At 42.9% G+C, this 26334-nt stretch carries 20 protein-coding genes, 5 tRNA genes and 3 rRNA genes; 10 read left to right on the forward strand and 18 right to left on the reverse strand.

All coding sequences use genetic code 11. The features are described from left to right. Nucleotides 1-62: 62 nt before the first annotated feature. The 10 genes from BS333_RS20530 to BS333_RS20580 form a co-directional block, all read right to left on the reverse strand. Nucleotides 63-665 carry a CHAP domain-containing protein gene (locus tag BS333_RS20530; protein WP_021711864.1) on the reverse strand — a complete coding sequence of 201 codons (603 nt, stop codon included), beginning with the start codon at nt 663-665 and terminating at the stop codon, nt 63-65. Nucleotides 666-1420: 755 nt separating this feature from the next. Continuing rightward, nucleotides 1421-1511 (reverse strand) — tRNA-Ser (locus tag BS333_RS20540). 87 nt (nt 1512-1598) lie between these two features. Continuing rightward, nucleotides 1599-1715 (reverse strand): 5S ribosomal RNA (gene rrf / locus BS333_RS20545). Nucleotides 1716-1843: 128 nt separating this feature from the next. After that, nucleotides 1844-4750, reverse strand: a 23S ribosomal RNA gene (locus BS333_RS20550). Between the two features lie 336 nt (nt 4751-5086). Next, nucleotides 5087-5162 (reverse strand) — tRNA-Val (locus BS333_RS20555). 70 nt (nt 5163-5232) lie between these two features. Continuing rightward, nucleotides 5233-5308 (reverse strand) — tRNA-Ala (locus tag BS333_RS20560). 29 nt (nt 5309-5337) lie between these two features. Beyond that, nucleotides 5338-5413, reverse strand: a tRNA-Lys gene (locus tag BS333_RS20565). Nucleotides 5414-5432: 19 nt separating this feature from the next. Beyond that, a tRNA-Glu gene (locus BS333_RS20570) sits at nt 5433-5508 on the reverse strand. 90 nt (nt 5509-5598) lie between these two features. Further along, a 16S ribosomal RNA gene (locus BS333_RS20575) occupies nt 5599-7165 on the reverse strand. Together the 16S, 23S and 5S rRNA genes with 5 tRNA genes alongside form the textbook arrangement of a ribosomal RNA operon. A gap of 525 nt (nt 7166-7690) precedes the next feature. Next, entirely contained in the window at nt 7691-8215 is a 525-nt protein-coding gene (locus tag BS333_RS20580; RefSeq protein WP_021710712.1) for a DUF3087 family protein, read from the reverse strand. 264 nt (nt 8216-8479) lie between these two features. Between BS333_RS20580 and trmY the strand changes: the two genes are divergently transcribed. Next, nucleotides 8480-9079: a tRNA (pseudouridine(54)-N(1))-methyltransferase TrmY gene (trmY, locus tag BS333_RS20585; protein ID WP_021710711.1), complete on the forward strand. Its 600-nt coding sequence runs from the start codon at nt 8480-8482 to the stop codon at nt 9077-9079. 74 nt (nt 9080-9153) lie between these two features. On the opposite strand, the gene BS333_RS20590 is transcribed toward trmY, so the two are convergent. The 4 genes from BS333_RS20590 to BS333_RS20605 all read right to left on the reverse strand — a co-directional run bounded on the left by BS333_RS20590 (nt 9154) and on the right by BS333_RS20605 (nt 12810). Then, on the reverse strand, nt 9154-10497 hold the full coding sequence (locus tag BS333_RS20590) for a TldD/PmbA family protein (RefSeq protein ID WP_021710710.1): 1344 nt from the start codon (nt 10495-10497) through the stop codon (nt 9154-9156). Continuing rightward, entirely contained in the window at nt 10497-11882 is a 1386-nt protein-coding gene (locus BS333_RS20595; RefSeq protein WP_021710709.1) for a TldD/PmbA family protein, read from the reverse strand. Before BS333_RS20595 ends, BS333_RS20590 begins: the two co-directional genes overlap by 1 nt. 351 nt (nt 11883-12233) lie before the next feature. Then, nucleotides 12234-12470, reverse strand: a complete 237-nt coding sequence (locus BS333_RS20600; protein ID WP_021710708.1) for a VPA0252 family protein — start codon at nt 12468-12470, stop codon at nt 12234-12236. A gap of 103 nt (nt 12471-12573) precedes the next feature. After that, nucleotides 12574-12810 (reverse strand): VPA0252 family protein, encoded by a 237-nt coding sequence (locus BS333_RS20605; RefSeq protein WP_021710707.1) that lies wholly within the window; start codon nt 12808-12810, stop codon nt 12574-12576. Between the two features lie 252 nt (nt 12811-13062). Here BS333_RS20605 and thiD point away from each other — a divergent pair, with 252 nt between their 5' ends. The 3 genes from thiD (at nt 13063) to BS333_RS20620 (ending at nt 15598) form a co-directional block, all read left to right on the forward strand. Then, on the forward strand, nt 13063-13905 hold the full coding sequence (gene thiD, locus BS333_RS20610) for a bifunctional hydroxymethylpyrimidine kinase/phosphomethylpyrimidine kinase (protein ID WP_021710706.1): 843 nt from the start codon (nt 13063-13065) through the stop codon (nt 13903-13905). A 99-nt stretch (nt 13906-14004) separates the two neighbouring features. Continuing rightward, nucleotides 14005-14730 (forward strand): phosphatase PAP2 family protein, encoded by a 726-nt coding sequence (locus tag BS333_RS20615; protein WP_033004140.1) that lies wholly within the window; start codon nt 14005-14007, stop codon nt 14728-14730. Nucleotides 14731-14866: 136 nt separating this feature from the next. Then, nucleotides 14867-15598 carry a glucose 1-dehydrogenase gene (locus BS333_RS20620; protein WP_021710704.1) on the forward strand — a complete coding sequence of 244 codons (732 nt, stop codon included), beginning with the start codon at nt 14867-14869 and terminating at the stop codon, nt 15596-15598. Between the two features lie 35 nt (nt 15599-15633). Here the strand turns inward: BS333_RS20620 and BS333_RS20625 are convergent, their stop codons facing one another. Then, a complete protein-coding gene (locus BS333_RS20625) occupies nt 15634-16521 on the reverse strand; it encodes a LysR family transcriptional regulator (RefSeq protein ID WP_021710703.1) in 888 nt (295 codons plus the stop codon). A 128-nt stretch (nt 16522-16649) separates the two neighbouring features. Here BS333_RS20625 and BS333_RS20630 point away from each other — a divergent pair, with 128 nt between their 5' ends. Both BS333_RS20630 and BS333_RS20635 read left to right on the forward strand, forming a co-directional pair. Continuing rightward, nucleotides 16650-17072 carry a nuclear transport factor 2 family protein gene (locus BS333_RS20630; protein WP_021710702.1) on the forward strand — a complete coding sequence of 141 codons (423 nt, stop codon included), beginning with the start codon at nt 16650-16652 and terminating at the stop codon, nt 17070-17072. Nucleotides 17073-17106: 34 nt separating this feature from the next. Beyond that, nucleotides 17107-17769 (forward strand): hemerythrin domain-containing protein, encoded by a 663-nt coding sequence (locus tag BS333_RS20635; RefSeq protein WP_021710701.1) that lies wholly within the window; start codon nt 17107-17109, stop codon nt 17767-17769. Between the two features lie 343 nt (nt 17770-18112). Here the strand turns inward: BS333_RS20635 and BS333_RS20640 are convergent, their stop codons facing one another. After that, a complete protein-coding gene (locus BS333_RS20640; protein WP_152428708.1) occupies nt 18113-21967 on the reverse strand; it encodes a hypothetical protein in 3855 nt (1284 codons plus the stop codon). 287 nt (nt 21968-22254) lie between these two features. Here BS333_RS20640 and BS333_RS20645 point away from each other — a divergent pair, with 287 nt between their 5' ends. After that, nucleotides 22255-22776, forward strand: coding sequence for an outer membrane beta-barrel protein (locus BS333_RS20645; protein ID WP_021710699.1), 522 nt, complete (start codon nt 22255-22257; stop codon nt 22774-22776). 26 nt (nt 22777-22802) lie between these two features. Here the strand turns inward: BS333_RS20645 and BS333_RS20650 are convergent, their stop codons facing one another. Continuing rightward, nucleotides 22803-23942 carry a glycerate kinase family protein gene (locus BS333_RS20650; protein ID WP_021710698.1) on the reverse strand — a complete coding sequence of 380 codons (1140 nt, stop codon included), beginning with the start codon at nt 23940-23942 and terminating at the stop codon, nt 22803-22805. Between the two features lie 150 nt (nt 23943-24092). Here BS333_RS20650 and BS333_RS20655 point away from each other — a divergent pair, with 150 nt between their 5' ends. The 3 genes from BS333_RS20655 to BS333_RS20665 all read left to right on the forward strand — a co-directional run bounded on the left by BS333_RS20655 (nt 24093) and on the right by BS333_RS20665 (nt 25847). Further along, nucleotides 24093-24629 (forward strand): DUF924 family protein, encoded by a 537-nt coding sequence (locus tag BS333_RS20655; protein WP_021710697.1) that lies wholly within the window; start codon nt 24093-24095, stop codon nt 24627-24629. A gap of 224 nt (nt 24630-24853) precedes the next feature. Further along, on the forward strand, nt 24854-25339 hold the full coding sequence (locus BS333_RS20660) for a VOC family protein (RefSeq protein ID WP_021710696.1): 486 nt from the start codon (nt 24854-24856) through the stop codon (nt 25337-25339). Nucleotides 25340-25430: 91 nt separating this feature from the next. Next, complete coding sequence (locus tag BS333_RS20665) at nt 25431-25847, forward strand: VOC family protein (RefSeq protein WP_021710695.1); 417 nt, start codon at nt 25431-25433, stop codon at nt 25845-25847. Nucleotides 25848-25965: 118 nt separating this feature from the next. Here the strand turns inward: BS333_RS20665 and BS333_RS20670 are convergent, their stop codons facing one another. Then, complete coding sequence (locus BS333_RS20670) at nt 25966-26328, reverse strand: hypothetical protein (RefSeq protein ID WP_021710694.1); 363 nt, start codon at nt 26326-26328, stop codon at nt 25966-25968. Nucleotides 26329-26334 lie beyond the last annotated feature (6 nt).

The following is a 26334-nucleotide window of genomic DNA, read 5'->3' on the forward strand; positions in this document are numbered from 1 at the left end:
TAAACGCAAGAATAACGCATAATGAAAATACCACGTGTTATAAATCCCGCTTGAGCAGTTTATTATATTTTATGTAACCAACCCAATATTCTCTCATTTTTCACAACCCATTTACCATTCTTACTTTCAAGTAGATACCTTTCTCTTGACTGAGAAAATGGACCAGGATTTTGTTGAATTACTTCAATATAACCTTCAGATAAATCGACTTTTGATACTATAGCAACGTGACCATAGGGGTTTGTAATTGTCGACTTATAAACTAGAATATCACTAACTTTAGGCGAGCTTAAGCTACCATTCTCATACTGAATAAGATTTCTTTGTTTATTTAAATCGCCATCAGCCAAATCTAAATTAAAGAAGTCTTTAGCATGGCCATAGGTATCAGGCATTTTATGATTTAAATATTTATAATAATATCTTTTCACAAATTCAACGCATTGATACTTCAAGCCTAAATTGTATCCATCATCGGTTAAATTGCGCTCTAACACATGATTCACACCACCATTATAATATACCGAAACATCATTAAAAGAGTCTAGGGCTTCACCAATTTTATGCTTTGAGTTGAGGTTAATATTGGTTAGCATTTTATAACCGATAAAAATTAATGTAATTAAAGAAACAAATGATATTACTATTTTTCTCTTGATATTCATTGAACTCCAAACCTAATTTAAAAACATGACGCCGCATTAAGGTGCGAACAACACTAAACTAACGCTTACAGAACGAGCAAAATACCGGTACTTTTTTATTATATTCTTATTAACCAACACATGACTGTACACTTTTTCAGTACTCCTTGTTTATCAATATCTCTAAGTGCTGCCTTGGTGATTAACTCCGGTATTTACAGAACAAGAATCATATGTGAAGCGCCATAGTGAAAACGAACCTTAGTACCATCAATACAATCTCCATAAGCCGCCATACCCTCAGGAACCCACCTTTTATCACCTGAGTTAGTGGTTACGGAGACTTCACAATTGCAGCTGTACGATGCAATTCAATTGGATCTTTAATTTAGATGGATTCAATATTCATGCAAAACATATCATTTTATTCGTGCGCATGAGTAGTTAACTATCTGTATAAAAAGAATTTATCAGAATTCTGGTAAATATACCATCTAATAGCAATTAGATTAACTTTCATCATAAGCATCACCCTAACAATGGGTACGGAAGAATTTTTAATAGACAAGCAATGAGCCGCTCTTTTGCAAACAAATAGAATCGAATTTCTTTTGGATACCAGAGGGCTTAAAAGGAATAGGGCGCTGCAATACAGGGATAGTAAACGCTATTTGGGAGTCGTAACAAATACATTTGTATCATCCTTTGTACTTGTCGACTTTTGAGCTGTAAAAACGAATAAACCGCTGTAAAGACAGCGGTTTATTCTTTAATAGTGGCGGAGAGATAGGGATTTGAACCCTAGAACCGCTATTAACGGTTGCCGGTTTTCAAGACCGGTGCTTTCGACCACTCAGCCATCTCTCCACAAATTGTTACTAAAACATAGTCTTATCTTTGATGCTAAGTCTTAGCTTTACACCTAGATTTTAAAAATCTAAATGCATTAATCAAGCCTGGCGATGTCCTACTCTCACATGGGGAAGCCCCACACTACCATCGGCGCTAATTCGTTTCACTTCTGAGTTCGGGATGGAAATCAGGTGGGTCCAAATCGCTATGGTCGCCAAGCAAATTCTGTTTTAAACCCTCTCATCAGGATTTAAATAATCTGGAAAGCTGTTTACTTAATAAAAGTAGATTCTCTACACATTCAATTCGTTCTTGCTTTGAGTCCATCAAAACCCTTTGGGTGTTGTATGGTTAAGCCTCACGGGCAATTAGTATCAGTTAGCTCAACGCCTCACAACGCTTACACACCTGACCTATCAACGTCGTAGTCTCCGACAACCCTTTAGGATACTTAATGTATCAGGGAGAACTCATCTCAAGGCTCGCTTCCCGCTTAGATGCTTTCAGCGGTTATCGATCCCGAACTTAGCTACCGGGCAATGCGTCTGGCGACACAACCCGAACACCAGAGGTTCGTCCACTCCGGTCCTCTCGTACTAGGAGCAGCCCCTTTCAATTCTCCAACGCCCACGGCAGATAGGGACCGAACTGTCTCACGACGTTCTAAACCCAGCTCGCGTACCACTTTAAATGGCGAACAGCCATACCCTTGGGACCGACTTCAGCCCCAGGATGTGATGAGCCGACATCGAGGTGCCAAACACCGCCGTCGATATGAACTCTTGGGCGGTATCAGCCTGTTATCCCCGGAGTACCTTTTATCCGTTGAGCGATGGCCCTTCCATACAGAACCACCGGATCACTATGACCTGCTTTCGCACCTGCTCGAATTGTCATTCTCGCAGTCAAGCGGGCTTATGCCATTACACTAACCTCACGATGTCCAACCGTGATTAGCCCACCTTCGTGCTCCTCCGTTACGCTTTGGGAGGAGACCGCCCCAGTCAAACTACCCACCAGGCACTGTCCGCAACCCCGATGAGGGGTCGACGTTAGAACATCAACACTACAAGGGTGGTATTTCAAGGACGGCTCCACCAACACTGGCGTGCTGGTTTCAAAGCCTCCCACCTATCCTACACATGTAGGGTCAATGTTCAGTGCCAAGCTGTAGTAAAGGTTCACGGGGTCTTTCCGTCTAGCCGCGGGTACACTGCATCTTCACAGCGATTTCAATTTCACTGAGTCTCGGGTGGAGACAGCGTGGCCATCATTACGCCATTCGTGCAGGTCGGAACTTACCCGACAAGGAATTTCGCTACCTTAGGACCGTTATAGTTACGGCCGCCGTTTACCGGGGCTTCGATCAAGAGCTTCGACCCCTCTCTATAAAGAAAGAAAATCTAACCCCATCAATTAACCTTCCGGCACCGGGCAGGCGTCACACCGTATACGTCATCTTACGATTTTGCACAGTGCTGTGTTTTTAATAAACAGTTGCAGCCACCTGGTATCTGCGACTCTCAATAGCTCCATCCGCGAGGGACTTCACCGTCGAGAGCGTACCTTCTCCCGAAGTTACGGTACCATTTTGCCTAGTTCCTTCACCCGAGTTCTCTCAAGCGCCTTGGTATTCTCTACCCGACCACCTGTGTCGGTTTGGGGTACGATTCCTTACAATCTGAAGCTTAGAGGCTTTTCCTGGAAGCATGGCATCAATGACTTCACTACCGTAGTAGCTCGACGTCGTGTCTCAGCCTTAAGAAGAGCCGGATTTACCTAACTCTTCAGCCTACGCACTTGAACCTGGACAACCGTCGCCAGGCCCACCTAGCCTTCTCCGTCCCCCCATCGCAATTGTAAGAAGTACGGGAATATTAACCCGTTTCCCATCGACTACGCCTTTCGGCCTCGCCTTAGGGGTCGACTTACCCTGCCCCGATTAACGTTGGACAGAAACCCTTGGTCTTCCGGCGAGGGGGTTTTTCACCCCCTTTATCGTTACTCATGTCAGCATTCGCACTTCTGATACCTCCAGCATGCTTTACAACACACCTTCAACGGCTTACAGAACGCTCCCCTACCCAATGCACAAAAGTGCATTGCCGCAGCTTCGGTTTACTACTTAGCCCCGTTACATCTTCCGCGCAGGCCGACTCGACCAGTGAGCTATTACGCTTTCTTTAAATGATGGCTGCTTCTAAGCCAACATCCTGGCTGTCTGAGCCTTCCCACATCGTTTCCCACTTAGTAGTAATTTGGGACCTTAGCTGGCGGTCTGGGTTGTTTCCCTCTCCACGACGGACGTTAGCACCCGCCGTGTGTCTCCCGGATAGTACTTACTGGTATTCGGAGTTTGCAAAGGGTTGGTAAGTCGGGATGACCCCCTAGCCTTAACAGTGCTCTACCCCCAGTAGTATTCGTCCGAGGCGCTACCTAAATAGCTTTCGGGGAGAACCAGCTATCTCCAGGTTTGATTGGCCTTTCACCCCTAGCCACAAGTCATCCGCTAATTTTTCAACATTAGTCGGTTCGGTCCTCCAGTTGATGTTACTCAACCTTCAACCTGCCCATGGCTAGATCACCTGGTTTCGGGTCTATATCCAGAGACTGAGCGCCCAGTTAAGACTCGGTTTCCCTACGGCTCCCCTAGATGGTTAACCTTGCCACTGAATATAAGTCGCTGACCCATTATACAAAAGGTACGCAGTCACCCAACAAGTGGGCTCCTACTGCTTGTACGTACACGGTTTCAGGTTCTATTTCACTCCCCTCACAGGGGTTCTTTTCGCCTTTCCCTCACGGTACTGGTTCACTATCGGTCAGTCAGTAGTATTTAGCCTTGGAGGATGGTCCCCCCATATTCAGACAGGATATCACGTGTCCCGCCCTACTCGATTTCACTTTAAATGCGTTGCCGGTTACGGGGCTATCACCCTGTATCGCACAACTTTCCAGAAGTTTCACCTGACGCATAAAAAGCTTAAGGGCTAGTCCAATTTCGCTCGCCGCTACTTTCGGAATCTCGGTTGATTTCTTTTCCTCGGGGTACTTAGATGTTTCAGTTCCCCCGGTTCGCCTCGTTATGCTATGTATTCACATAACGATACGTGCTTATGCACGTGGGTTTCCCCATTCAGAAATCCCAGACTCAAATGGTTGTTACTACCTAATCTGGGCTTATCGCAAGTTACTACGTCTTTCATCGCCTCTGACTGCCAAGGCATCCACCGTGTACGCTTAGTCACTTAACCATACAACCCCAAAGAGTTTCAGAAGAAATCTTGAGTTTGTTGTTTAAACAACCAAAGTTTGCTATCTCATTATTTGAATGAGCGAGATAGCGTTCGATTTTGCCGGACTCAAATATGTTTTTCTTCATTCGTTAAGAACGAAGTAAAACCCAAGAACACTTGAATGTGTATTGGTACCTACATCTTTAAAAGACATAGGATTTGAGAACTTTTATTAGATAACAATCAATCAAATTGTTATCTGTCAGCTTTCCAAATTGTTAAAGAGCGAATTACTTAAGATAAAGTAACCATTTTTAAAAGCACTCGTCTTTTTCAAGAAAGTACGCTTAAAGATGGTGGGCGATACCGGGCTCGAACCAGTGACCCCCTGCTTGTAAGGCAGGTGCTCTCCCAACTGAGCTAATCGCCCTCAATGCTTGTTCATGCCAAATAAGGCAATAAACAAAACTGAGTGTTCTTTTATATCTTAAGATTCAAGATGGTGGAGCTATGCGGGATCGAACCGCAGACCTCCTGCGTGCAAGGCAGGCGCTCTCCCAGCTGAGCTATAGCCCCATCTTGAGAATCATTTCTAAAGGAAGAAATGGTGGGTCGTGCAGGATTCGAACCTGCGACCAATTGATTAAAAGTCAACTGCTCTACCAACTGAGCTAACGACCCATTTTACTTCAAAAAGAAGTGGTATCCCGTAGGGGAGTCGAACCCCTGTTACCGCCGTGAAAGGGCGGTGTCCTAGGCCTCTAGACGAACGGGACACTAAGTTGAACATCTTGGGGGATGTTCTTTCTCTTTTACTTTATAAACCGTATCAATCTGTGTGGGCACTCATCGTAATAATCATCGTATAAGGAGGTGATCCAGCGCCAGGTTCCCCTAGCGCTACCTTGTTACGACTTCACCCCAGTCATGAACCACAAAGTGGTAAGCGTCCTCCCGAAGGTTAAACTACCTACTTCTTTTGCAGCCCACTCCCATGGTGTGACGGGCGGTGTGTACAAGGCCCGGGAACGTATTCACCGTGGCATTCTGATCCACGATTACTAGCGATTCCGACTTCATGGAGTCGAGTTGCAGACTCCAATCCGGACTACGACGCACTTTTTGGGATTCGCTCACTTTCGCAAGTTGGCTGCCCTCTGTATGCGCCATTGTAGCACGTGTGTAGCCCTACTCGTAAGGGCCATGATGACTTGACGTCGTCCCCACCTTCCTCCGGTTTATCACCGGCAGTCTCCCTGGAGTTCCCACCCGAAGTGCTGGCAAACAAGGATAAGGGTTGCGCTCGTTGCGGGACTTAACCCAACATTTCACAACACGAGCTGACGACAGCCATGCAGCACCTGTCTCAGAGTTCCCGAAGGCACCAATTCATCTCTGAAAAGTTCTCTGGATGTCAAGAGTAGGTAAGGTTCTTCGCGTTGCATCGAATTAAACCACATGCTCCACCGCTTGTGCGGGCCCCCGTCAATTCATTTGAGTTTTAATCTTGCGACCGTACTCCCCAGGCGGTCTACTTAACGCGTTAGCTCCGAAAGCCACGGCTCAAGGCCACAACCTCCAAGTAGACATCGTTTACGGCGTGGACTACCAGGGTATCTAATCCTGTTTGCTCCCCACGCTTTCGCATCTGAGTGTCAGTATCTGTCCAGGGGGCCGCCTTCGCCACCGGTATTCCTTCAGATCTCTACGCATTTCACCGCTACACCTGAAATTCTACCCCCCTCTACAGTACTCTAGTCTGCCAGTTTCAAATGCTATTCCGAGGTTGAGCCCCGGGCTTTCACATCTGACTTAACAAACCACCTGCATGCGCTTTACGCCCAGTAATTCCGATTAACGCTCGCACCCTCCGTATTACCGCGGCTGCTGGCACGGAGTTAGCCGGTGCTTCTTCTGTCGCTAACGTCAAACAATACCGCTATTAACGATACTGCCTTCCTCACGACTGAAAGTGCTTTACAACCCGAAGGCCTTCTTCACACACGCGGCATGGCTGCATCAGGCTTGCGCCCATTGTGCAATATTCCCCACTGCTGCCTCCCGTAGGAGTCTGGACCGTGTCTCAGTTCCAGTGTGGCTGATCATCCTCTCAGACCAGCTAGGGATCGTCGCCTTGGTGAGCCCTTACCTCACCAACTAGCTAATCCCACCTAGGCATATCCTGACGCGAGAGGCCTTGCGGTCCCCCTCTTTGGTCCCCTTCGTTTATAGAAAACGACATTATGCGGTATTAGCCATCGTTTCCAATGGTTATCCCCCACATCAGGGCAATTTCCTAGGCATTACTCACCCGTCCGCCGCTCGACGCCGTTATCGTTCCCCGAAGGTTCAGACAACTCGTTTCCGCTCGACTTGCATGTGTTAGGCCTGCCGCCAGCGTTCAATCTGAGCCATGATCAAACTCTTCAATTTAAGATTTTGTTTGACTCAATGAATACTGAATAAATTGACTGTGCCAAGTCTTTCGACTTGATTGGTCACTCAGTTCATTGAAATCGAATTTGAAGCCTCTCATTAAGAGAAGTTTCTAATTGGATTATCATCAACGAGTGCCCACACAGATTGATAGGTCTATATTGTTAAAGAGCTTGGCTTTTTGGACTTCTCCATAAAAGCGGAGGCGTATGATAATTAATAATTTATTTTTGTCAACCTTTATGACATTCAAAATTTTAACTCGCCTTGTTATCAAAGTTTTGCTTACACATCTCCTTGACAACGGAGGCGCATTATAAGGAGCTTATTTATCTTGGCAACCTTTTTTTAAATAAAAATTCAAAAAAAAATTTCAGCTGTTCAAACAGCACCCAATCGTTCATTTATTGCGCCAAAAGGTTGCTTGTTGTGATGAAATGTTATGGCTAAGTAACGTCAAGATACTCTATTAAAAGAAAAGACTTATACCCAAGTGACTTGGGTATAAAGGTGGGTGCTATATCAATATGCATCTAACCACGATTCTTGAAACGAACTAACATCAATCTTTTTAGCCTGCTCATTTTCTCTTATCTCTATATCTGCAAGCTCTTTTTCTACATTACTCATAGTGAGTGTGTTGTTATCCAAGCTGTATACTTCCTTTAGCGTCACGTAATAATATTTAAGGATGGTCATTGCTTTCCAGTCGTTATCATTTGCAGCAGCTTTCAGTTTGCGCAGCTTCCGGTAGATTTTATTTTGTATCTGTTTTAACTGCCAAATATATCTAACCTCACTAAAATATGGCCGCCTCTTAATTGAATTAACCAATGTCAGTGTGAGCGCTAACCCAAGTAAAACACCTAAAAAATTCCAGTAAAAGTTACCTGTTGATTGATCAGGTACTATGTGATGATTACCAAAAAAGTAAATTAATATCGCGCCGCAAACAATTGAACTCACTACCAATAAAAAGGCAAATCCAACGATGATGATATTGACCTTTTTCCTATAACTCGCCTTATTAATTGTTTTAATTTCCATTATTTCACCTGCTTTATTCCCAGTGACCAGTTTTTGGAGAGAGTGACTCTGGAAGTCGATTCAGTGGCGCACTCCCGACATAAGAAGTTGCTTTGAGTGAACGACTTCTTCTCCATTGTCACCTTTTGCTGTCTATCTCTAGTTTAGTGACCTTGGTGACTCTCACCATTTGAGCTTTGTTATTAACGTCACATTTGTTCACTTTTGTTTGTACTTAGGTATATACTTCCGCGCATTCACTCTTCCTATATAGAGGCTAAATTCATGCGCTCTTTTGTTTTACGAGCTCGCGCAGCGCCAACCACCAGCAAAGCACTGTTAGAAGGTGTTGGTACTGAAGCGCATACAGAGATTCTCGCTCATACTATGATGAACACTATGTTCGTTGCTCAATCGCACCGTGACGATGTCGTTGTTCACTTGGTTTTAGAAAGTACAAAAGATTTCTCACGTACCATTACTATTCGCTCCAATGACATCACCAATATCGGCGGCTTTCATGAGTCAACGTTAATTGCAGCAGTGGCACGTGCTTTGGACGCTTCGGTTGGCATGGGTAAAGAACAGCTTCGTGAAGTCGAGCCCGGCATTACGGTTCGTACGGTCAGCTTTGAACGCCTAGTGCAAGAACTTTCAGAAGACCACCAGCTCTATATGCTGGACAAAAAAGGCGAGTTTGTTCGTGATGCAGAAATCGGTGGAAACCCATGTTTCTTGTTAACCGACCATATTCCGATGCCGAAAAAGTCTTTCAATAGTTTAAAGCGCCTTGGCACAGAGAAGATCAGCTTAGGTCCTAAGATGCTTTTCGCTTCTCAGTGTGTGGTATTGATCCACAATGAGTTGGACATCCGCGAATTTTAATCCTCGCGTAATCATTCGATAAAAGAAAGAGGACTCCGTTGAGCCCTCTTTGTGTTTCTCTTGGAATGCTAGACTTACTTGCCACCAATACTCAAACGAGCAAAGCGTACGTCTGGAGCAAAAAAGGTACGGCTGTCGCTAATAAGCTGAGTATCGCCGACCGCCTCAACTTCTTGAAGCATCTTATAGAAGTTACCCGCAACCGTGATACCACGAACTGGTTGAATCCGTTGTCCATCACGACACAAGAACCCACTGGCACCAAACGAGAAGTCACCACTCACCGCATCTGCACCAGAGTGGACACCTTGAAGTTCGACGAGCTCTAAGTACTCACCCGCTTTTACTTCCGACGCAGTGCTGTTGCCTGTCGCAATTACTTTATGATTTGCCGATACATCTAGGCTCGATTTTGCACCGCGAGCAGCACTTGCCGTCGATAAAGCCCCTAAGTAACTTGCGGTCTGGCTGTTGTGTAGCAAGGTTTTCAACTCACCATTGGCAATGATGGCATTATCTTGAGTAGCGAAGCCTTCACTATCAAAGCCCGAAATTGCCATACCATTTGGCATGTAAGCCGCGTCAGTAAAAGTAATCAAATCACTCGCAATACGTTGACCAAGCTTGTCACCCAGTGGGGTAATACCTTTCATTGCGCTGACACCAGAAAATGCACTACCGAAAGCACCAAACAAACTTGCAAGTGCATTGATGTGGAAAATAGCAGGGTAGTTACCCGTCGCAACAGGTGCACCTTCAAGAAGATCACGAGCAAGGTTGTAGCCACCTTCGATACAGTAAGCTGGGTTCAACTCATCAAAGCGACGACCAAGTGACATTTTCCCTGCCATCGACTGCTTGCCGTCTTTTTCAAACAAGGTATACGCGTAACAAGTAAACGAGCGTTCGAAGTGTTGACACAATGTGCCTTGAGTATTGGCAATAATTAGTTGCGTTTCACCATCGCTATAGCCATTGTAAGGCGAACTAGAAGCATGAGGCAAAGCCACAACCCCTTGTTCAAGGGCGAGGGACAGTTCGATCTTTTCATCAACCGAAGTGGTGTCTTCTTGCGCAATCTCAGCTACGTCAGTCGTGATTTGGCTGTTCACGCAACTAATGGTCTGGTGTTCGTCTTGCTTGGAAAAACGAGCGCTTTGCAGTGCATTAGTCAGCATCAAATCTAAGCTCGGTTGCTCTAATGATTCAGAGTAGCTCGTTGCGACACGCGCATCTTTAACAACACGAACACCCAGAACTTGGCTTGAGCTTACTTTGTACTCATCCAACTGCCCTTGGTTCGCTTTCAGAGAAAAGCTGCTGTTGCGGTTTACAATCACGTCCGCTTCTGCGCCTTGGCGCTTTGCTTCTGATAGGACGTAATCAACCGCATTAAGAAGTTGTTGTTCTTGCCTCATTAGTTACCGCCTCCTACCAGAATATTATCGACTTTCAATGTTGGCTGACCGACTGTGGTTGGTACTGAACCACTCACTGAACCACACATGCCTGGAGCAAGCGCCATATCTTTACCAACCATGCTGATTTCTTTCAACACTTTTGGCCCCGTGCTGATAAGCGTTGCTGTTTTCAGAGGCTTGGTAATCTTGCCATTTTCGATAAGGTAAGCTTCACGAACGGCAAAGTTGAACTCGCCCGTTCCCGGTTGAACTGAGCCGCCACCCATCTTCTTCGCGTAGATACCTCGTTCGATGCCTGCCAACATGTCATCAAGTGAATGATCGCCTTCTTCGATAAAGGTGTTACGCATACGCGAAGTCGGTGCGAACTTGTAATTTTGACGACGACCAGAACCTGTAGGCTCGTAACCTGTCTTCATACCACCCATTTTGTCAACCATAAAGCTGGTTAGCTTACCGTCTTTGATTAACTGAGTGCGCTGAGTCGGCATGCCCTCGTCATCAATATGAATTGAGCCCCATTCGTTGGTCATTGTGCCATCATCCACTGCATTCACAGCTGTGTGAGCTATCATTGCGTCCATTTTGTCGTGGAATACGGATGCTTTTTTGGCAACTGAAGTGGTCTCTAACAAATGACCACACGCTTCATGGAAGATAACGCCCCCAAAGCCGTTACCAATCACCACTGGCATCTCGCCCGATGGGCACGCATCCGCGCCAAGTTTCACCAACGCTTGTTGCGCAATAATTTGACCGAGCTCTTTCGCATCAAGTTGTTCACTGAACTCCCAACCAGCAAGAGCGCCAGGACCTTCCATACCAGAAGATTGCTCATTACCTTTTTGAGCGACGGTATTACCAGCAACTCGGATGTAATGACGAGTATCGTCAACGTGCAGACCTTCTGAGTTGAAGATGGATACTTGTTGTTCACGCTGAAGGACGCTGCCGATGAACTGGCTGATATGTTCACTCTCTGCACGTGCTGCATGGTCTACTTTCAATAAGAAAGCGATTTTAGAGTCGAGGTTAGCGTCTTTACCTAGAGGCATGCGACAGCCATGTTGAATTGGGTAGCGGTTCAGATTGAGAGAACCTGCTGAGGCGATTTGCTCACGCTTGTCTTTTGCTGCAAGCAGTGAGGTGACCCGTTTCAATTCTGTTTCATCTGTACTATTGGTGTAACCGTAAAGCACTTTATGTCCGAAAAAAAGACGAATCCCGATACCAAAATCGATACCTGAATTCACTTTATCTACTTCACCAGAGGCTATCTGAACAGAATTAGTTTGGTGGTGTTCAACAAATAGCTCGGCGAAATCTGCCCCCAAAAAGAGAGCATGATCGATCACTGTTTTCGCTGTTGCAGAATTAAGCATGAAATCTCCTTGCTCGTAATCCATTTTTCCCGCTCACCTTTTAACATACTCAAGCGATATAAAAACGCACCTTCGCAACATGACGTGCTAGGCATACTGAAAGTGTTCGGGCATTTATCAGTTTTTACACTGCCTAACTTTACTTTATGCTAACGATTATTAATATCAAAAAAGATTTGTTATGGAATATTTCTGACACACTTATGTCCGAGTAAATCAAAGGTGCTGGATATATGAAAGGAAAGAAGAGAGTACGAGCAAAGAAATGTTATGGCAATGTGGGCCCATAAAAGCCCACATCTATTAATGGATATTCTAACCTAAAGATGCTGTATCCAAGTGACTTCAGTTTTAGTCGCGACGTCTTTTTAGTTCAATCGCAGAATCTGAAGCGTCAGTGATGATTCGGAAACCACCCACTGCTGAATCGTTGCGATCTTTAAGAAAACGTTCGGCAGCAATACGCTCTACATTCATCACTGTAGGACTTGGCATATTCATATCAACCGTACCATTGTACGAACCATCTTCTGCATATACTGACGTTACAACACTAGCAAGGATAAGCGCTTTAAAAACATTTTTCATGATCATTTCCTATCTACTCAAAGGCAGTTTCTTATTATTCTATGGAGAGGTGCAGTATTTGCAGCACCCCCTCATTTATTCAATCTATTCAAAAGTGTGATAATTAGTCACGACGTCTTTTTAGTTCAATTGCAGAATCTGAAGCATCAGTGATGATTCGGAAACCACCTACTGCTGAATCGTTACGATCTTTAAGAAGACGCTCGGCAGCAATACGCTCTACGTTCATCGTTGTAGGGCTCGGCATATTCATATCAACCGTACCATTGTACGAACCATCTTCTGCATATACTGACGTTACAACACTAGCAAGGATAAGAGTTTTAAAAACATTTTTCATTATCATTTCCTATCTACCTATAGGTAGTTTTAATTCTTTTTAAAAAAGGGCTTATTTAATTTTGGGTTTGCCCTTGAACGAGACGAACTATAAGTGACACCAAAACATAATGCAAGCAATATTTTACCTATCAGTAGGTAGCCAATAGTAAAATGAACGCAATATATTGATTTAAATAAAAAAGAAAAGTGGCACTTTTTTGCATAAGAAAGAGCTGTTATGCTCTTAAAACAGTATGAGGAGACAGCAAGAATGTCTAAAGTAGCTTCTAAAGCCCACCCAAGCCTACGCCGTAAAATTCCCATTGTTTTGACTATTGCTGGTTCTGATTGCAGTGGCAAAGCTGGGATACAAGCAGATATAAAAGCCATCTCAGCTACCGGTGGTTATGCATGCTCAGTGATCACTGCAATCACTTCTCAAAATACTCAAGGAATGACGGGAGCCTTTCCGGTTCCAGTTGATCATGTGCAAAGCCAATTAGACGCAGTTTTTACCGACCTTGATGTCGCAGCAGTAAAAATCGGTATGCTTGTACAAGAAGATGTCATTACTGCCGTTGCAGAAAAGCTAAAGCAATACCGTCCACGAAACATCGTTCTAGATCCTGTCATGGTCTCAACTCGCGGCGATTTGCTTCTGCAACCAAGTGCGCTCAAAGCCTTGAAAGAAACCCTGTTTCCCCTAGTCGATTTAATAACCCCTAATCTACCTGAATGTGCCGCGTTGACGGATCAAACGCTACCTCAAACTGAACAAGAAATGTATGAAATGATCTCTGCTATACGTAAACTAGGCGCAAAGTCGGCCCTACTAAAAGGTGGCCATTTGATGGACTGCACATCCAGTAATGATTTACTCATCACTTCACAGAACACTGAGATGTTTCGCTCAGAGCGCATCAATACACTAAACACCCGCGGGACAGGCTGCACGCTTTCTTCTGCCATTGCTTGTTATCTCGCTCAAGGCGCTACACTAAGCCAAGCTGTCTCCTCAGGAAAAAACTACATCACACAAGCCATCCAGCATGCTGACAAACTAGACGTAGGACGAAACGCAGGGCCTGTTCACCACTTCTTCAAGCGACTTTAATCGCTGATTTTTGCCTGTAATTCATTTGGGCATACCCTAACAAATACGGTAATATAGCCAAGTAATTCCAAGAACCTCAATTCCAAGCACCTGACTTTCATGAAAACAAAACTTTACGGCTTGCTTATGCTGGCCTTATTCACTCTAACAATTATCTTTCTTTCGCTGTTAATTCCTGATTATGATTTAACCTCGCAGGTCAGCCGTACTACAGGACAAACCATTGCCTTATTAACTGACTCAGCCGGCAGTCATGGCTTCTTGTTGACCTTAATAGCTTTGCTTATTGCGCTTTCTAGAATGCATTCAACCAAGGCACTATGGATGAAACAACTCCCAACACTCGGATTGCTGTTAATTATTGGGTTTGCAGGAAAGACTGGTCTGAAATTAATAACAGAGAGCCCACGCCCTTACACAGAACTACTCGCAGCTGAACAGTTGATTGAACAACCACAATCTTTCTATCAACTCAGTACAAACCAACAATCCGATATTATTACGCGCATTTCTATTAACGTCAGTGAATGGCGAACTCAACACTGGCAAGGCGAAAAAGATTATTCCTTTCCTTCAGGTCATACTATTTTCGTTGCCATTTGCTTAGTATTTTTTGGTGGTTTGTTCTTACAAGCTGGAAGCTACCTATCTGCTGCCGTATTACTTCTATGGGCTACGGGTGTTGCCTTCAGTCGCTTGTGGCTGGGTATGCATAGAGTGGAGGATTTAATCGGCTCTGTTGCTTTTGTCGCTGCACTCTACTGCTTGATACCACTTGTATATTTAACTAAAAACAGACCATTCCTAAAAATAGGCAGGTCTTAAAGTAGGTCGAAAGTAATACGCTGCGCTCTTTTTAATAAACAAAAAAACAATATACCCAAATGACCCCAAGATGCTTGATTCAGAGCGAGGGTCTTGAGGTTATTTGGGTATAAGAAACATTACGGATAAAGGAATTATGGATAAAGTCGTTATCGTTACTGGGGCGAGTCGAGGCATTGGTGCGGCAAGCGCAAAGCTACTCGCTACACAAGGCTATTTTGTTTGCGTCAATTACAGAAGTCGCAGTGACGCTGCTCAAAAAGTGGTTGAAGGTATTGAACAAAGTGGTGGTAGAGCTATTGCCATTCAAGCTGATGTTTCCGATGAACAGCAGGTCAAAGATCTCTTCGATAAAACCGAGCGAGCATTAGGTAGCGTCACTCATTTAGTCAACAACGCTGGTATTTTATTTACTCAATCTCGCCTGACAGATATCAGTCTTGAGCGTTTTCAAAAAGTAATGAATGCCAACGTCGTCGGTTGTTTTTTATGTTGTCGAGAGGCCGCTAAGCGCTTTAAGTCTGGCTCAGCTATCGTAAATGTCTCCTCTGCTGCATCTCGCTCTGGTGCACCTTTCGAGTACGTCGATTATGCCGCCTCCAAAGGCGCTATGGATTCACTCACCAAAGGGTTATCTTTAGAACTGGCTGAAAACAATATACGAGTTAACGCTGTTAGACCCGGTTTTATCCATACAGAAATGCATGCCGATGGCGGTGAACCAGATCGAGTCAAACGACTCAGTCCCAATATACCTTTAAAGCGAGGAGGAACAACAGATGAGGTTGCGAACGCCATTGCTTGGTTACTCAGTGATGAAGCCTCATATGTCACTGGTTCATTCATCGACCTTGCAGGGGGCAAATAACTCTTTTTATTGCAGATACCTACTCGAACAGAAGCTTAACCAAAAGACTTTGAGTTTAATAAAAAATTAATCAGCAGACGCATTCTTTTTGGTAAGTGTTCTCGACTGGGATAAAGTAAATAACAGGAGAGTTGCTGAGCTTTCCAACCGGAAAGTACTCGAACCAACTCCCCTGAATCGATATAACTGCTGCTAATGTTGTTAATCAGTAGCCCAATCCCCATCCCTGATAAGATTAAATCCCTTGAAAAAATAGGAGAGTTGGTTTGTATAGGGTTAATCGGCGTAAAACGTCGCTTTTCAGTCCCATTCTGTAGCCAGATATCGCCATTTTCACTCAATCGCTTAAGCAGGACCCAACGCTGTTCAAGCAAATTCTCATCACCGATAGGCTCAGAAAGTGACTGTAAATATTGAGGAGCAGCGTAGACCTCTAATTCATCATCAAAGACTTTTCTTGCCACAAAACCATATTCATTCATCGCAGAGACTCTGACTGCCAAATCCACCTGATTTTTTATCAAGTCCACTTTGTCATCAGTGATCAGAAAATCAAACTCAATATTAGGGTATTGCTCAGAGAACGTCTTGATACGAGGTAGCAGCCAGTTATGTGCAATATCATAAGTGGCTGTCAGGCATATTTTTCCGACCATTTCATCTTTGGACAGAACACGCTCAGTCATCAATAAGGAGTCTAATACCGATTGAGCTAACGGTAATATCTTTTCACCATCGGGCGTTAAGCTCATCATACGTGTAGAACGTTGTAAGACTCTGACTTTTAGTAGTGCTTCTAACTTCCTGATTTGCTCACTTACCGCAGGTCTACTTAACCCAAGCAACACAGCAGCTTTGTTAAAGCTACCCGTTTGTACAACGGCTGCAAATACCGCCATGGCTTTCAATCTTTGTAACTGCATGACCTATTATTCCGTTTTTCGTAACAGTGAAATCATAACTTAATCCCTTACTGATACAAATAAAATCTTTTAAAGTACCTTCATCGCATCAACTTAAGAACACAAAACACCGTTAAAAGGAAAAATAAATGTCTGATTTAACAACTCAACAAAAAAACATTGCTGTCATAAACACTTACTTTGCTAGCCTTGCAGTCGGTGATATGAATAAATTTGCAAGCCTACTTGATGATAATGTTATCTGGCACCAACCTGGAAACAACTCATTCTCTGGTAAGAAAAACGGAATAGAAGAGATCGGTGCAATGGTGGCAGGCATGATGACCAAAACACAAGGATCTTTTGCAGTACAACCAAATGCTCAACCAATGGCAAGCGATGATTTAGTCTCTGTACCTGTATTATTTTCAGGCCAAAGAAATATCGATGGTGTAGAACACAGTATCCATATGGAAGGAACCGACTTATTCAAACTCAGCAATGAGAAAATCACCGAAATCTGGTTATTTTCATCTGATCAAGCAACAGAAGATAAGTTCTGGGATCGCTAATACAACCTTACTCGTTTGCCTTTAGGAGCCTTTTATGACTTCAACCAGATTAAACCTTTTTACTTTTCCTCATAAAGGGCTACGTAATGCACTCGCCCAGCTTAGTAGGCTTGCAGGTCAAGTAGAGTATAAAGATACTCATTCGTTAGAAGCATTGAATGATCTTGCCAATGAAGTATTTCTGTTGCTTGATCTACATGCTCATTCCGAAGAGTCCGTCGTGTTACGCGCTCTAGAAAGCGAACAACCGGGCAGCGCGACTCATAACCTAAACGAACATAAAGACGTTGAGCACCAACTAGGTAACCTAAAGAAGCAGCTTCATATACTCAACCAGCAACCTGTCTTGTCACATAGTCAGACGTTCTACTCAATGATCAATAATTTTTATTCTTCTTATTTAGCCCACATGGAAATGGAAGAGAGCGATATCAATGAACTATTGTGGACAAACTTTACTGATAAAGAGTTGATGCAACTGCACCACGATGTCATGTCGTCTTTAACTCCAGAGCAAGTGAGCATATGGTTTAAATACATTGTTCCTGCGCTTAACCAATCAGAGCGAGTAGCTATTATGAATAGCCTAAAAGAAGCGGCTCCAGAACCCTTTTTTCACTCTGTGTTAATGATGCTCGAGCACTATCTGGACCAAGGGGAATTCAAATTTCTTTGTCACCAGTTGGGATGTGCATAACTTCGACTCAAATGACGCCGAGCTGCTTGGCCATATAACCTCATCATTTTATAACCGAACTTATGGACTTTAATCCATACTTTTTTCATGGTTAGTAATACATATGTTGTTTATAAGGTTATAAGATGTGAGAGTCACAACGGTAAAAAGTAAAAAACATCAGTACCATGGACTCGCGTTATACATTTGCGTACTCACATTTGCACATAACGGGCCTAACTGGATTTCCCTATCTAGTTAGTATTTACCTAGTTAGCTCCTACAGCTAACTAGGTTTTTTTATTGTACTGTTGCAAAACCTTAAAGCAGACATTTCTACCGAGCTTGTATGTCACATTGACACTTATGGCGTATGTGAAATACAAGAACTTGAGATAGCCTGATTTTTAGTTGCAGCTGTAATGCCACCCGTTATTTGGAAACGGTATCCCGCATAATAGTTACTGTCTTCATATTGATCTTTTGCATTGTAATCGTGGGCTATATACCAGCCAAATATTGTCTTCATATCAAAAATATTTGTCTCATTAGCACTAACTGCATGTTTAAAAAAGCTTTCTAATTCAAAAGATAAAGGTCGTTGCCAGTTACTGCGCCCCGCAAAGTTCATTTCAGCCAGATGTTTGCAATAACGGTCAAACTGCCCCATCTCACCATAATCTTGCCCATTGGGTAAGCTGTCTGGTGGGGAAATAACACCCAATCCATCTTGCACTAGTAGTGCATAACCTTTATTCTTTTCTAAAAAGGTCTTCCCACTATCATTCGCTGCATCGGCAATCTGAATTTGTTTATACCCCAACCTTTCTAAGACATTGTATGATGGAGTGTTTGTTAACCAATTCCCCGTACTTTTATCCGATGCAACCTTTATACATGCACCAGAACCATTATTTTTATCGGTATCATCAACACCTGAGCCGCACATTTTAGGAGTGAAATCGACACTGATTGTCGATTGGCCAATATTTCCATCATCATCGATGGCTTGAACATGCACCGTCCCGACACGATCCTTTCCAGTTACCGCGCCATTATCGACCGTTGCTCCAACAGCTTCAACGACTTGCCATTCGACAGAATCGGTGACATTTTGTGGAGCTTGATCGTAGGTATAATAAGCCCATGCTTCGAGCTGTATTGTTTCCCCATTTTTCACTGCTGCGCTCTCCGGCAAAACCATAATGCCAAGCACTTTTGGTTTTACAACCGTGAGATTTGAAGTAGCGTCTGAATTGTAATTCCCAAGGGAGTCTCCATTAGGGGTGGCGGTTATCGTCACTTGATTAGCAGAGGCTTGGGTGAACATGATCGTCTTGTTCGAGTTATTGATTACACTATTCCCTTCATCTGATGATGAAAAAATAACTAAGTTTGTAGCATCAATCAGGTCACCATTCTCCTTTATCGCAGTTGCTTTGAGAGAGTACTCATAATTAATAATGACACTTTCACCATCAAGGGGAGAGATAATAAGGTTGTTAACATCGGATTCCACCACCTTAAAATCGTCTTCGGCTTTTTCATTCAATATAGAACCCTCGGGGAATGCCCCTGTGATAATACTTGCTTCAATGGTTGCTGAGCCAAGTCCTGTACCTTGAACAAGATAAGAACCATCCATACTCACTGCACCTGAAACATTGTCGCTCCCCTCTTTAATCTCCCACTGTACTTGGCCTGATTCGAGCTTGACATCTAATCCTGTATTAGTGACAGCAATTGCCTCAAATGTTTGATAAAAACCATCAACAAGCTCTTCAATATCTGGGCTAATTCTTAAACTTGTAATTGATTCATTCACAATTTCAATTGGATATGAAGATGACGAGAGATTAGGAAATGCTTTATAAGTTGCAACAACATTACCAACACCGGGCTCGACTGCGACTAACCTAGCATTATCTTTTAAAGCATAGGCTGAACTTTCAGGTGAAAAGTTGGCTGACCATGTTATAGATGCCGTATCCAATAGCTTTGAGCTACCGTCCTCATAGTGACCTTCAGCACTCAGTGCTAACTTTTGCCCTGGAATCAGCTTTTGCCCATCGGAAACTTTGATACTGATAGACTCTAATGCATTCTCATGAATGATTACAGAGAGTGATTCCGTTGGTATTTCACCATCAACTGTCTCTTCTGATGTAAGGGTTTTATCAGTCACAATTAACGTTGTATTCCCCTCTGTTGCGCCCGCAATGATCTTACCTTCATTCGAGTTTATATCTAACCCCAACGGTACAGGACCAGAAAACTGATAGCTGAGAAGGGCTGGAGGGACCAAAGTTCTGGAGCCATCGACGCTGACACGATAAACGCTAAGTAACTGAGACTGTGATGGCGTTAGATTCACCTCTTTAGGATAAACAACCAAATTTGACGTCATCTTAGGTGCTTGAATAATGATGTCTTGCGTAGTGGTTTCTAAGATTAAATCTGAGTTAGCAAATTCTTTTACTGCTTTGATCCGAACCGTGCCAGCTGTTGTCGCATAAAAGATCCCATCGTTGGAAATACTAGGGGTTGAATTTTCTTCGCCATCCCATGCCTCAACATTCAAAAAAAGATCTGCGGTTTCGGCAGGTAACTGCTCTGTTGAAGAATCATCGTAAACCATTGAGGTGGTTAATTGGATAGGAAGGCCAACAGAAAAGTTTTGAGTTGGGGTAAGCTGTATTGATACGGGTACTTTATCATCCACTTCAACCGTTATCGACGGAGATTTATCAGGTAATAAAGAAAACTGCCCGGTGACAGAAAATATTTCTGCGTCACCCGTCATCAACAATCCCTTTTTAATATTAGAAAAATACGCATTTTTAGCATCAGGTGTACTCCAGTTCATCAGAGGATTATCGGTAATATTTACCGTTATTCCATCAGAGTAGGTGGCAAAAGCTTCCATTTGTAGCTGCTCACCGTAATTCAGTTTGGTTGAATATGAGGGAGATAAAATGATCGTACTTACACTAGAATCAACCAACTCAACCTCATAAGATGAGTTCAATGAACCATTTTTTGCTGTTACCGTTACTGTCAGAGATTCTGGATAACTCAGGTCGTTTTGATAACCTTCAGGTGGAATAGCAACCAGTTTGTTACCTTCCATATGCCCATAAGTGGTATCACTCAGTGACCAAATAGTGGAAGGACTATGGGTTAACTCCGCTAAAACGCCATCGCTTCCCTTTGCCACAAAACGGAGGGACATGGATTCCCCCTTACGTAATGTCTCCTCAGTGGCAAGAACGACACCGACTGGATCCCTTTGTTTATAAACATAAAAAGGTTCCACAGCCTGAAGGTTAGCCATATTTGCTAGGACCTCTGCAGCCCTATCGCCTTGTTGCCCAACAACGAAAACTCGAGCATTATCGCGTAAAAGTGATATGGCATCATTGCTCGTAGACCAGTCAACTTTTTCATTACTCAATCGTTCTTCAGTGCCATCAGACATAATTGCAATAGCAGCAATCTCTCGAGCTTCGCTTGCTGCAAGTTCATTATTCCAAACTTCACCATCTAGCAGCTCAATTCTAATGTTTTGTACAGATAAATCTGATACGTAGAGAGTCGATTGGGACTCCAAATTTTTACCGTGAATATCCAAATTGGCTTGGATGAGCAGCGAATTGCCGATTTGCTCTTCGCTAGGGCTAACTCTGCCATAATCAACTGGCTGTTTATCTGCTGTCCAGACAACTTCTGTTTCGGACGTTAAATCTAAAATGCGATGGTCAGATAAAGAAGCATGAACATAAAATTGTCCTTCCAAACCTGCCGGAATGGACATTGTGGGTGGAGTGATATTTATCGCTTCAACGACAGCTTCAGAAACAAATAAAGTGATTACATTATCACTTCTTATCGAACCTAATGTAGCATGAATGTCAGCTTGATTGTTTTCTTGTTGATGAGCTTTAAAGCGCTGATGAGCAACATTTGTTAATCCATTAGGAGTAAAAGCGTTGTTTGAAGAGTGCCACTGAACATCAGCAGACACATTTTCTACAGTATTATCCGAAAATGTCGCTAAAGCTTTTACGTAACCATTAAGTCCTACAGGGATTTTATTGTCACCTTCTAAAACCAATGAAATTGATACTAACTCAGGTGTAACACTACCATCATTGTTTGAGCCGTTGTTGTCATTGAAGCTTTCATTTTTATTACACCCTATTAAGGTAATGAAGAACATAGGGATTATGATATAAATTTTGAATAACCTAATCAGCCATACCATATTTATACTCGCACTCTAAAGCTTGTAAATCCTCCATAAACTTTAGTTGATATAAAAAACAATACCAAAAAATGAACTCGACCGATTAAGCGCTAAACTTTAATCATTACAGCAGTTCAGAAATTCGCTCCTCCTTTACTTTCAAGTGATGTTTACTAGAATTTTAACGAATAACCTTCAAAAGTTAACACTACGCTAGACGACACTAATTTGAGTAAAAACGATATCTAAAGAGGTTCTTTATGTTGTTCAATAAAAGCTTAAACATGTTGTCTGTATTTTTTATATGCTTATTCTCCTCACAAAATTTATCTGCAGCCCCCTACCTTCAAGGTTTATACGGTTATGGAAAACACAGCACCTTAAACTGGGGCATCGGGGGTGGTTATGATTTTGAAATTTATCCTTGGGGAGCAGAATTCAACATACAACAATCATCAAAAATCAAAACAGGTACACAAAAAATCGAACAGCAATGGTCTTCTTTTTCAGCTACCTACCGAAAAGAAAATTTTATTTTTGAGCCATTAACTTTTAAGACGAGTTTGGGACTTGCAACATTAAATCAAACTACTCAACGAGGAGAATTCAGTAATAATAATTTCTCTTGGAACTTAACGTCAGATATTGAAATAGGATACCAATTCAATCCATCTTTTGAGATATTTGCTGAGTATCGATTTTTCATAGGCGAAACAACAAAAAACGTTTCCGCACCTGAAACCTTCATGTTTGGTGGGCGTTTATACTGGGTTGACCTATAGATGCCAATTTACGCTAAGTTAAATGGTCATTTTCTTGTGTTGATCAATAGTAATCTCGCAACATTTTCTGCAAGTTGAGTGAGGTTAGCTTCAGCGTCGTTGATTGCCTGTGTCAAATTCATCGCTCTAGGCACCGCGCTAAATACCGCATCAATACCAAATTCATACACCGCTTCAAACCCTTCACCGGTACAACCTGCTAAAGCAATCACTGGAATATTAAACTGTTTGGCCGCTTTTGCTATACCCAAAGCCGTCTTACCGTGTATCGTTTGCCCATCAAGGCAACCTTCACCAGTAAAAACGAAGTCAGCGTCTGCTAGGTGTTCAACGAATCTGACCGTCTCAATAACAATCTCGATACCAGGCTTTAAGTTGGCAGAAAAATAGCCAAGAAAAGCGGCCCCCATACCACCAGCCGCTCCTGATCCTTTTTGATGACTTACAGGTTTGCCTGTCAACTGTTCAGTCAGTTCACCAAAATTTCTTAGTGCGCTATCAAGGAGTTCAACATCTGCCGACGTTGCTCCTTTTTGCGGACCAAAAACAACCGAAGCGCCATTCGTTCCACATAGGAGAGTGTCAACATCACTGGCCACCAATACTTCACAGTCAGCTAAGCGTGGATCAAAATCAGAGGCATCAATCTTCGCAAGATGGGTTAAGCCAATACCATTTGCAGAAATAGCCATTCCTGAGGCATCGAAGAACTTCATTCCCAAAGCTGCTAACATTCCAATGCCAGCATCATTGGTTGCACTCCCTCCTAAACCAATAATAAAACGTCGGATGCCGCAGTTAAGCGCATGAAGGATAAGCTGCCCGGTGCCAAAACTACTGGTTTGTTTAGGATCTCGCAATTCAACCGGAACAAGATGTAAGCCGCTCGCCTGAGCCATTTCAACCACCGCAGTTTGACCGTCTCCAAGAATGCCATAGCAGGCACGGATTGGTTTACCTAATGGGTCACTGATTTCAACCAAAACTTGGCGACCATTCGTTGCATCAAGCAAAGCATTCATCGTCCCCTCTCCCCCATCAGCAACAGGCAATGTGACGATCTCAGCATCCTTCCATACTCGAGATAAACCAGTTTTTATGGCTTCACTTGCTTGCTTTGCTGTTAGGCTCTCTTTAAATGAATCAGAGGCAACTACGACTTTCATTTCATTCTCCTACAAACCATTTATAGTTATACCCAAGTGACCTTACTCTGAATTCAGCATCTTGAGATCACTTGGGTATAAGTAAATAGGATTCAGGCACAAAAAGCACCATTCAATTGAGTGGTACCCCATCTAAGAATAGGAAGAATTATGTATCAAGACATCCTAACCTTTTGGTTTCAACAACTCTCGCCTAAAGACTGGTTTAACTACAATGCTGAAGTCGATCAGCAAATAGAGGAACAATTTCTTGTCACACTTAAGCAAGCAGAACAATCTGAGCTATTTAGCTGGCGAAAAACGGCTCACGGGCGCTTGGCAGAAGTGATTGTTCTTGACCAATTTTCTCGAAATATTTACCGCAACTCCCCCAAAGCTTTTGCTCAAGATGGAATGGCACTGGCTCTCGCGCAAGAAGCAATCAGCCTAGGTTTGGATAAGCCGTTAAGTGCTGTTGAGCGCAGCTTTCTTTATATGCCTTTCATGCATAGTGAATCAAAGCTTATTCATCAAACCGCTGAACAATTATTTAAATCACTAGACCAGCCTATCAGCTATGAGTTTGAACTGAAACATAAAGCCATTATCGATCAATTTAGCCGCTACCCACATCGTAATGCAATACTAGGTAGAACGAGTACAGAACAAGAGTTAGAGTTTTTGAAGCAACCTAATTCAAGTTTTTAATTGGTCACATTCAATTCAAATCTACTTCAAGGTGCTTGTTTTCACAAGGTTACCTGAATCGGGCATCTTAAAGTAGATTGAGCGGCTCTATCGTTCACACCCACCCGTTGATAACATAAAATTATCAAAACAAGAAAATATGATAATTTCAAACAGCTCGATGATAGGCTTATTCTGAACTTCAACAAAATAATGAATCTCTCATATACTGTTTGGAGTACACAATGAAAATGAATCATGTTGGTATTATGGTTGGCAATATGGATCAAGCGGTTGAGTTTTATACCAAAGCTTTAGGTCTCAGAGTCGTTATGAATAACACTAAGGTCATCGAAGAGCGTCAAAGTGCGATTGGTAGAATGTGTATTGCTGTTTTTGGTGAAGGCTTTAAAGGTTTCAATATTGCACACCTTGTTACAACCGATGGCATTGGAGTGGAACTCTTTGAGATGGTAGACCGACAAGAGCGACACGACGTGGATTTTTCTCGTTTGGGGATCTTCCACTTCTGTCTTCAATCTGACGACTTTGAAGCCACTATCCAACGCGTTGAACAATATGGCGGTCGTGCACGTATGGATGTGATGCGCTATCACCCAGAAGACGATTCGAAACCTGCAAAAATGGTTTACCTTGAAGACCCATTTGGTAATTTATTTGAGCTTTACTCGCACTCTTATGAAGAAACATACGCGTCTGACTATGAATAGTATACCCAAGTAACTTCAGGAGCCCTGCTCAGCGAGAGGACCTAAGCTCTAAGATACAGCAATGATTTTTAGATAAACGGGAATAGAAACAATGACGAATACCATTATAAAAATCAGAGCCATTGATCATGTCGTGCTTCGGACTTCTCGCTTGGAAGCAATGCTGCAGTTTTATCAGGGCATTCTTGGTTGTGCTATCGAACGACAGCTCGATGAACTGGGCTTAACGCAATTAAGAGCTGGCAATGCCATTATCGATTTAATCACCATTGATAAGCCACTGGGTCAATTAGGCGGTAAGCCTCCGAGTCAAAATGGTCGGAACCTTGACCATTTTTGCTTACAAATTGAGACATTTGATGAAGCTGAGTTGCTCAAGTTTCTCAAGCAACATCACGTTCAGGTCGAAGAGTTTACAGAGCGCTATGGAGCCCAAGGTTTTGGCCGCTCTGTTTATATCCAAGACCCAGAAAACAACATTATCGAACTAAAACCAACGAAATCGTAGGATGACTACCGAGTCACCTCAGGTACTTTATTCAGAGAGACGACCTTAGCGCTCCAGCCAACTCGCTAAATACTGTATCTTGGGGTGACTGGGTATATTTAATATTAAAAAATATAAATTATACTTCTTCTGCATCAATAAAGACTTCAAAGTCTGGCGCTTCAGCTATCCATAAGAAGTCTTTCTCATTAAGTTTAAATACGTAATCTTGAAAAAGAATACCCGTAGAACGGAACTTGTTTAATTCAGCATCACTGCAGTTGGCAAACAAGTTTTCACTGGTGATCGCTAAAATATCGCAGTAAGAATTAAGCGTGCTAATTAGATTTTTAAATTCAAGCGGTTCGCCTCGTAACATTTCGGTTATCATAATGCACTGCTTAAATTGATTGGTAATCATATTAGGTAATGTAATCAAAATAATATCCCTATACCATTGATTGATTTTTATTAACGTACACATTAAACCATCAAACTCCATGATTGT

The organism is Vibrio azureus, from assembly GCF_002849855.1.
Taxonomy (GTDB): Bacteria; Pseudomonadota; Gammaproteobacteria; order Enterobacterales; family Vibrionaceae; genus Vibrio; species Vibrio azureus.

Excerpts from the sequence above, each read along its gene's own strand:
- BS333_RS20620 (WP_021710704.1), top strand. The coding sequence starts at position 14,867 with ATGGATAAAGTCGTTATCGTTACTGGGGCGAGTCGAGGCATTGGTGCG.
- BS333_RS20655 (WP_021710697.1), top strand. The coding sequence starts at position 24,093 with ATGTATCAAGACATCCTAACCTTTTGGTTTCAACAACTCTCGCCTAAA.
- BS333_RS20645 (WP_021710699.1), top strand. The coding sequence starts at position 22,255 with ATGTTGTTCAATAAAAGCTTAAACATGTTGTCTGTATTTTTTATATGC.
- BS333_RS20635 (WP_021710701.1), top strand. The coding sequence starts at position 17,107 with ATGACTTCAACCAGATTAAACCTTTTTACTTTTCCTCATAAAGGGCTA.
- BS333_RS20660 (WP_021710696.1), top strand. The coding sequence starts at position 24,854 with ATGAAAATGAATCATGTTGGTATTATGGTTGGCAATATGGATCAAGCG.
- BS333_RS20630 (WP_021710702.1), top strand. The coding sequence starts at position 16,650 with ATGTCTGATTTAACAACTCAACAAAAAAACATTGCTGTCATAAACACT.
- BS333_RS20625 (WP_021710703.1), bottom strand. The coding sequence starts at position 16,521 with ATGCAGTTACAAAGATTGAAAGCCATGGCGGTATTTGCAGCCGTTGTA.
- BS333_RS20580 (WP_021710712.1), bottom strand. The coding sequence starts at position 8,215 with ATGGAAATTAAAACAATTAATAAGGCGAGTTATAGGAAAAAGGTCAAT.
- BS333_RS20605 (WP_021710707.1), bottom strand. The coding sequence starts at position 12,810 with ATGAAAAATGTTTTTAAAACTCTTATCCTTGCTAGTGTTGTAACGTCA.
- BS333_RS20640 (WP_152428708.1), bottom strand. The coding sequence starts at position 21,967 with ATGTTCTTCATTACCTTAATAGGGTGTAATAAAAATGAAAGCTTCAAT.
- BS333_RS20590 (WP_021710710.1), bottom strand. The coding sequence starts at position 10,497 with ATGAGGCAAGAACAACAACTTCTTAATGCGGTTGATTACGTCCTATCA.
- BS333_RS20600 (WP_021710708.1), bottom strand. The coding sequence starts at position 12,470 with ATGAAAAATGTTTTTAAAGCGCTTATCCTTGCTAGTGTTGTAACGTCA.
- BS333_RS20530 (WP_021711864.1), bottom strand. The coding sequence starts at position 665 with ATGAATATCAAGAGAAAAATAGTAATATCATTTGTTTCTTTAATTACA.
- trmY (WP_021710711.1), top strand. The coding sequence starts at position 8,480 with ATGCGCTCTTTTGTTTTACGAGCTCGCGCAGCGCCAACCACCAGCAAA.
- thiD (WP_021710706.1), top strand. The coding sequence starts at position 13,063 with ATGTCTAAAGTAGCTTCTAAAGCCCACCCAAGCCTACGCCGTAAAATT.
- BS333_RS20615 (WP_033004140.1), top strand. The coding sequence starts at position 14,005 with ATGAAAACAAAACTTTACGGCTTGCTTATGCTGGCCTTATTCACTCTA.
- BS333_RS20670 (WP_021710694.1), bottom strand. The coding sequence starts at position 26,328 with ATGGAGTTTGATGGTTTAATGTGTACGTTAATAAAAATCAATCAATGG.
- BS333_RS20650 (WP_021710698.1), bottom strand. The coding sequence starts at position 23,942 with ATGAAAGTCGTAGTTGCCTCTGATTCATTTAAAGAGAGCCTAACAGCA.
- BS333_RS20595 (WP_021710709.1), bottom strand. The coding sequence starts at position 11,882 with ATGCTTAATTCTGCAACAGCGAAAACAGTGATCGATCATGCTCTCTTT.
- BS333_RS20665 (WP_021710695.1), top strand. The coding sequence starts at position 25,431 with ATGACGAATACCATTATAAAAATCAGAGCCATTGATCATGTCGTGCTT.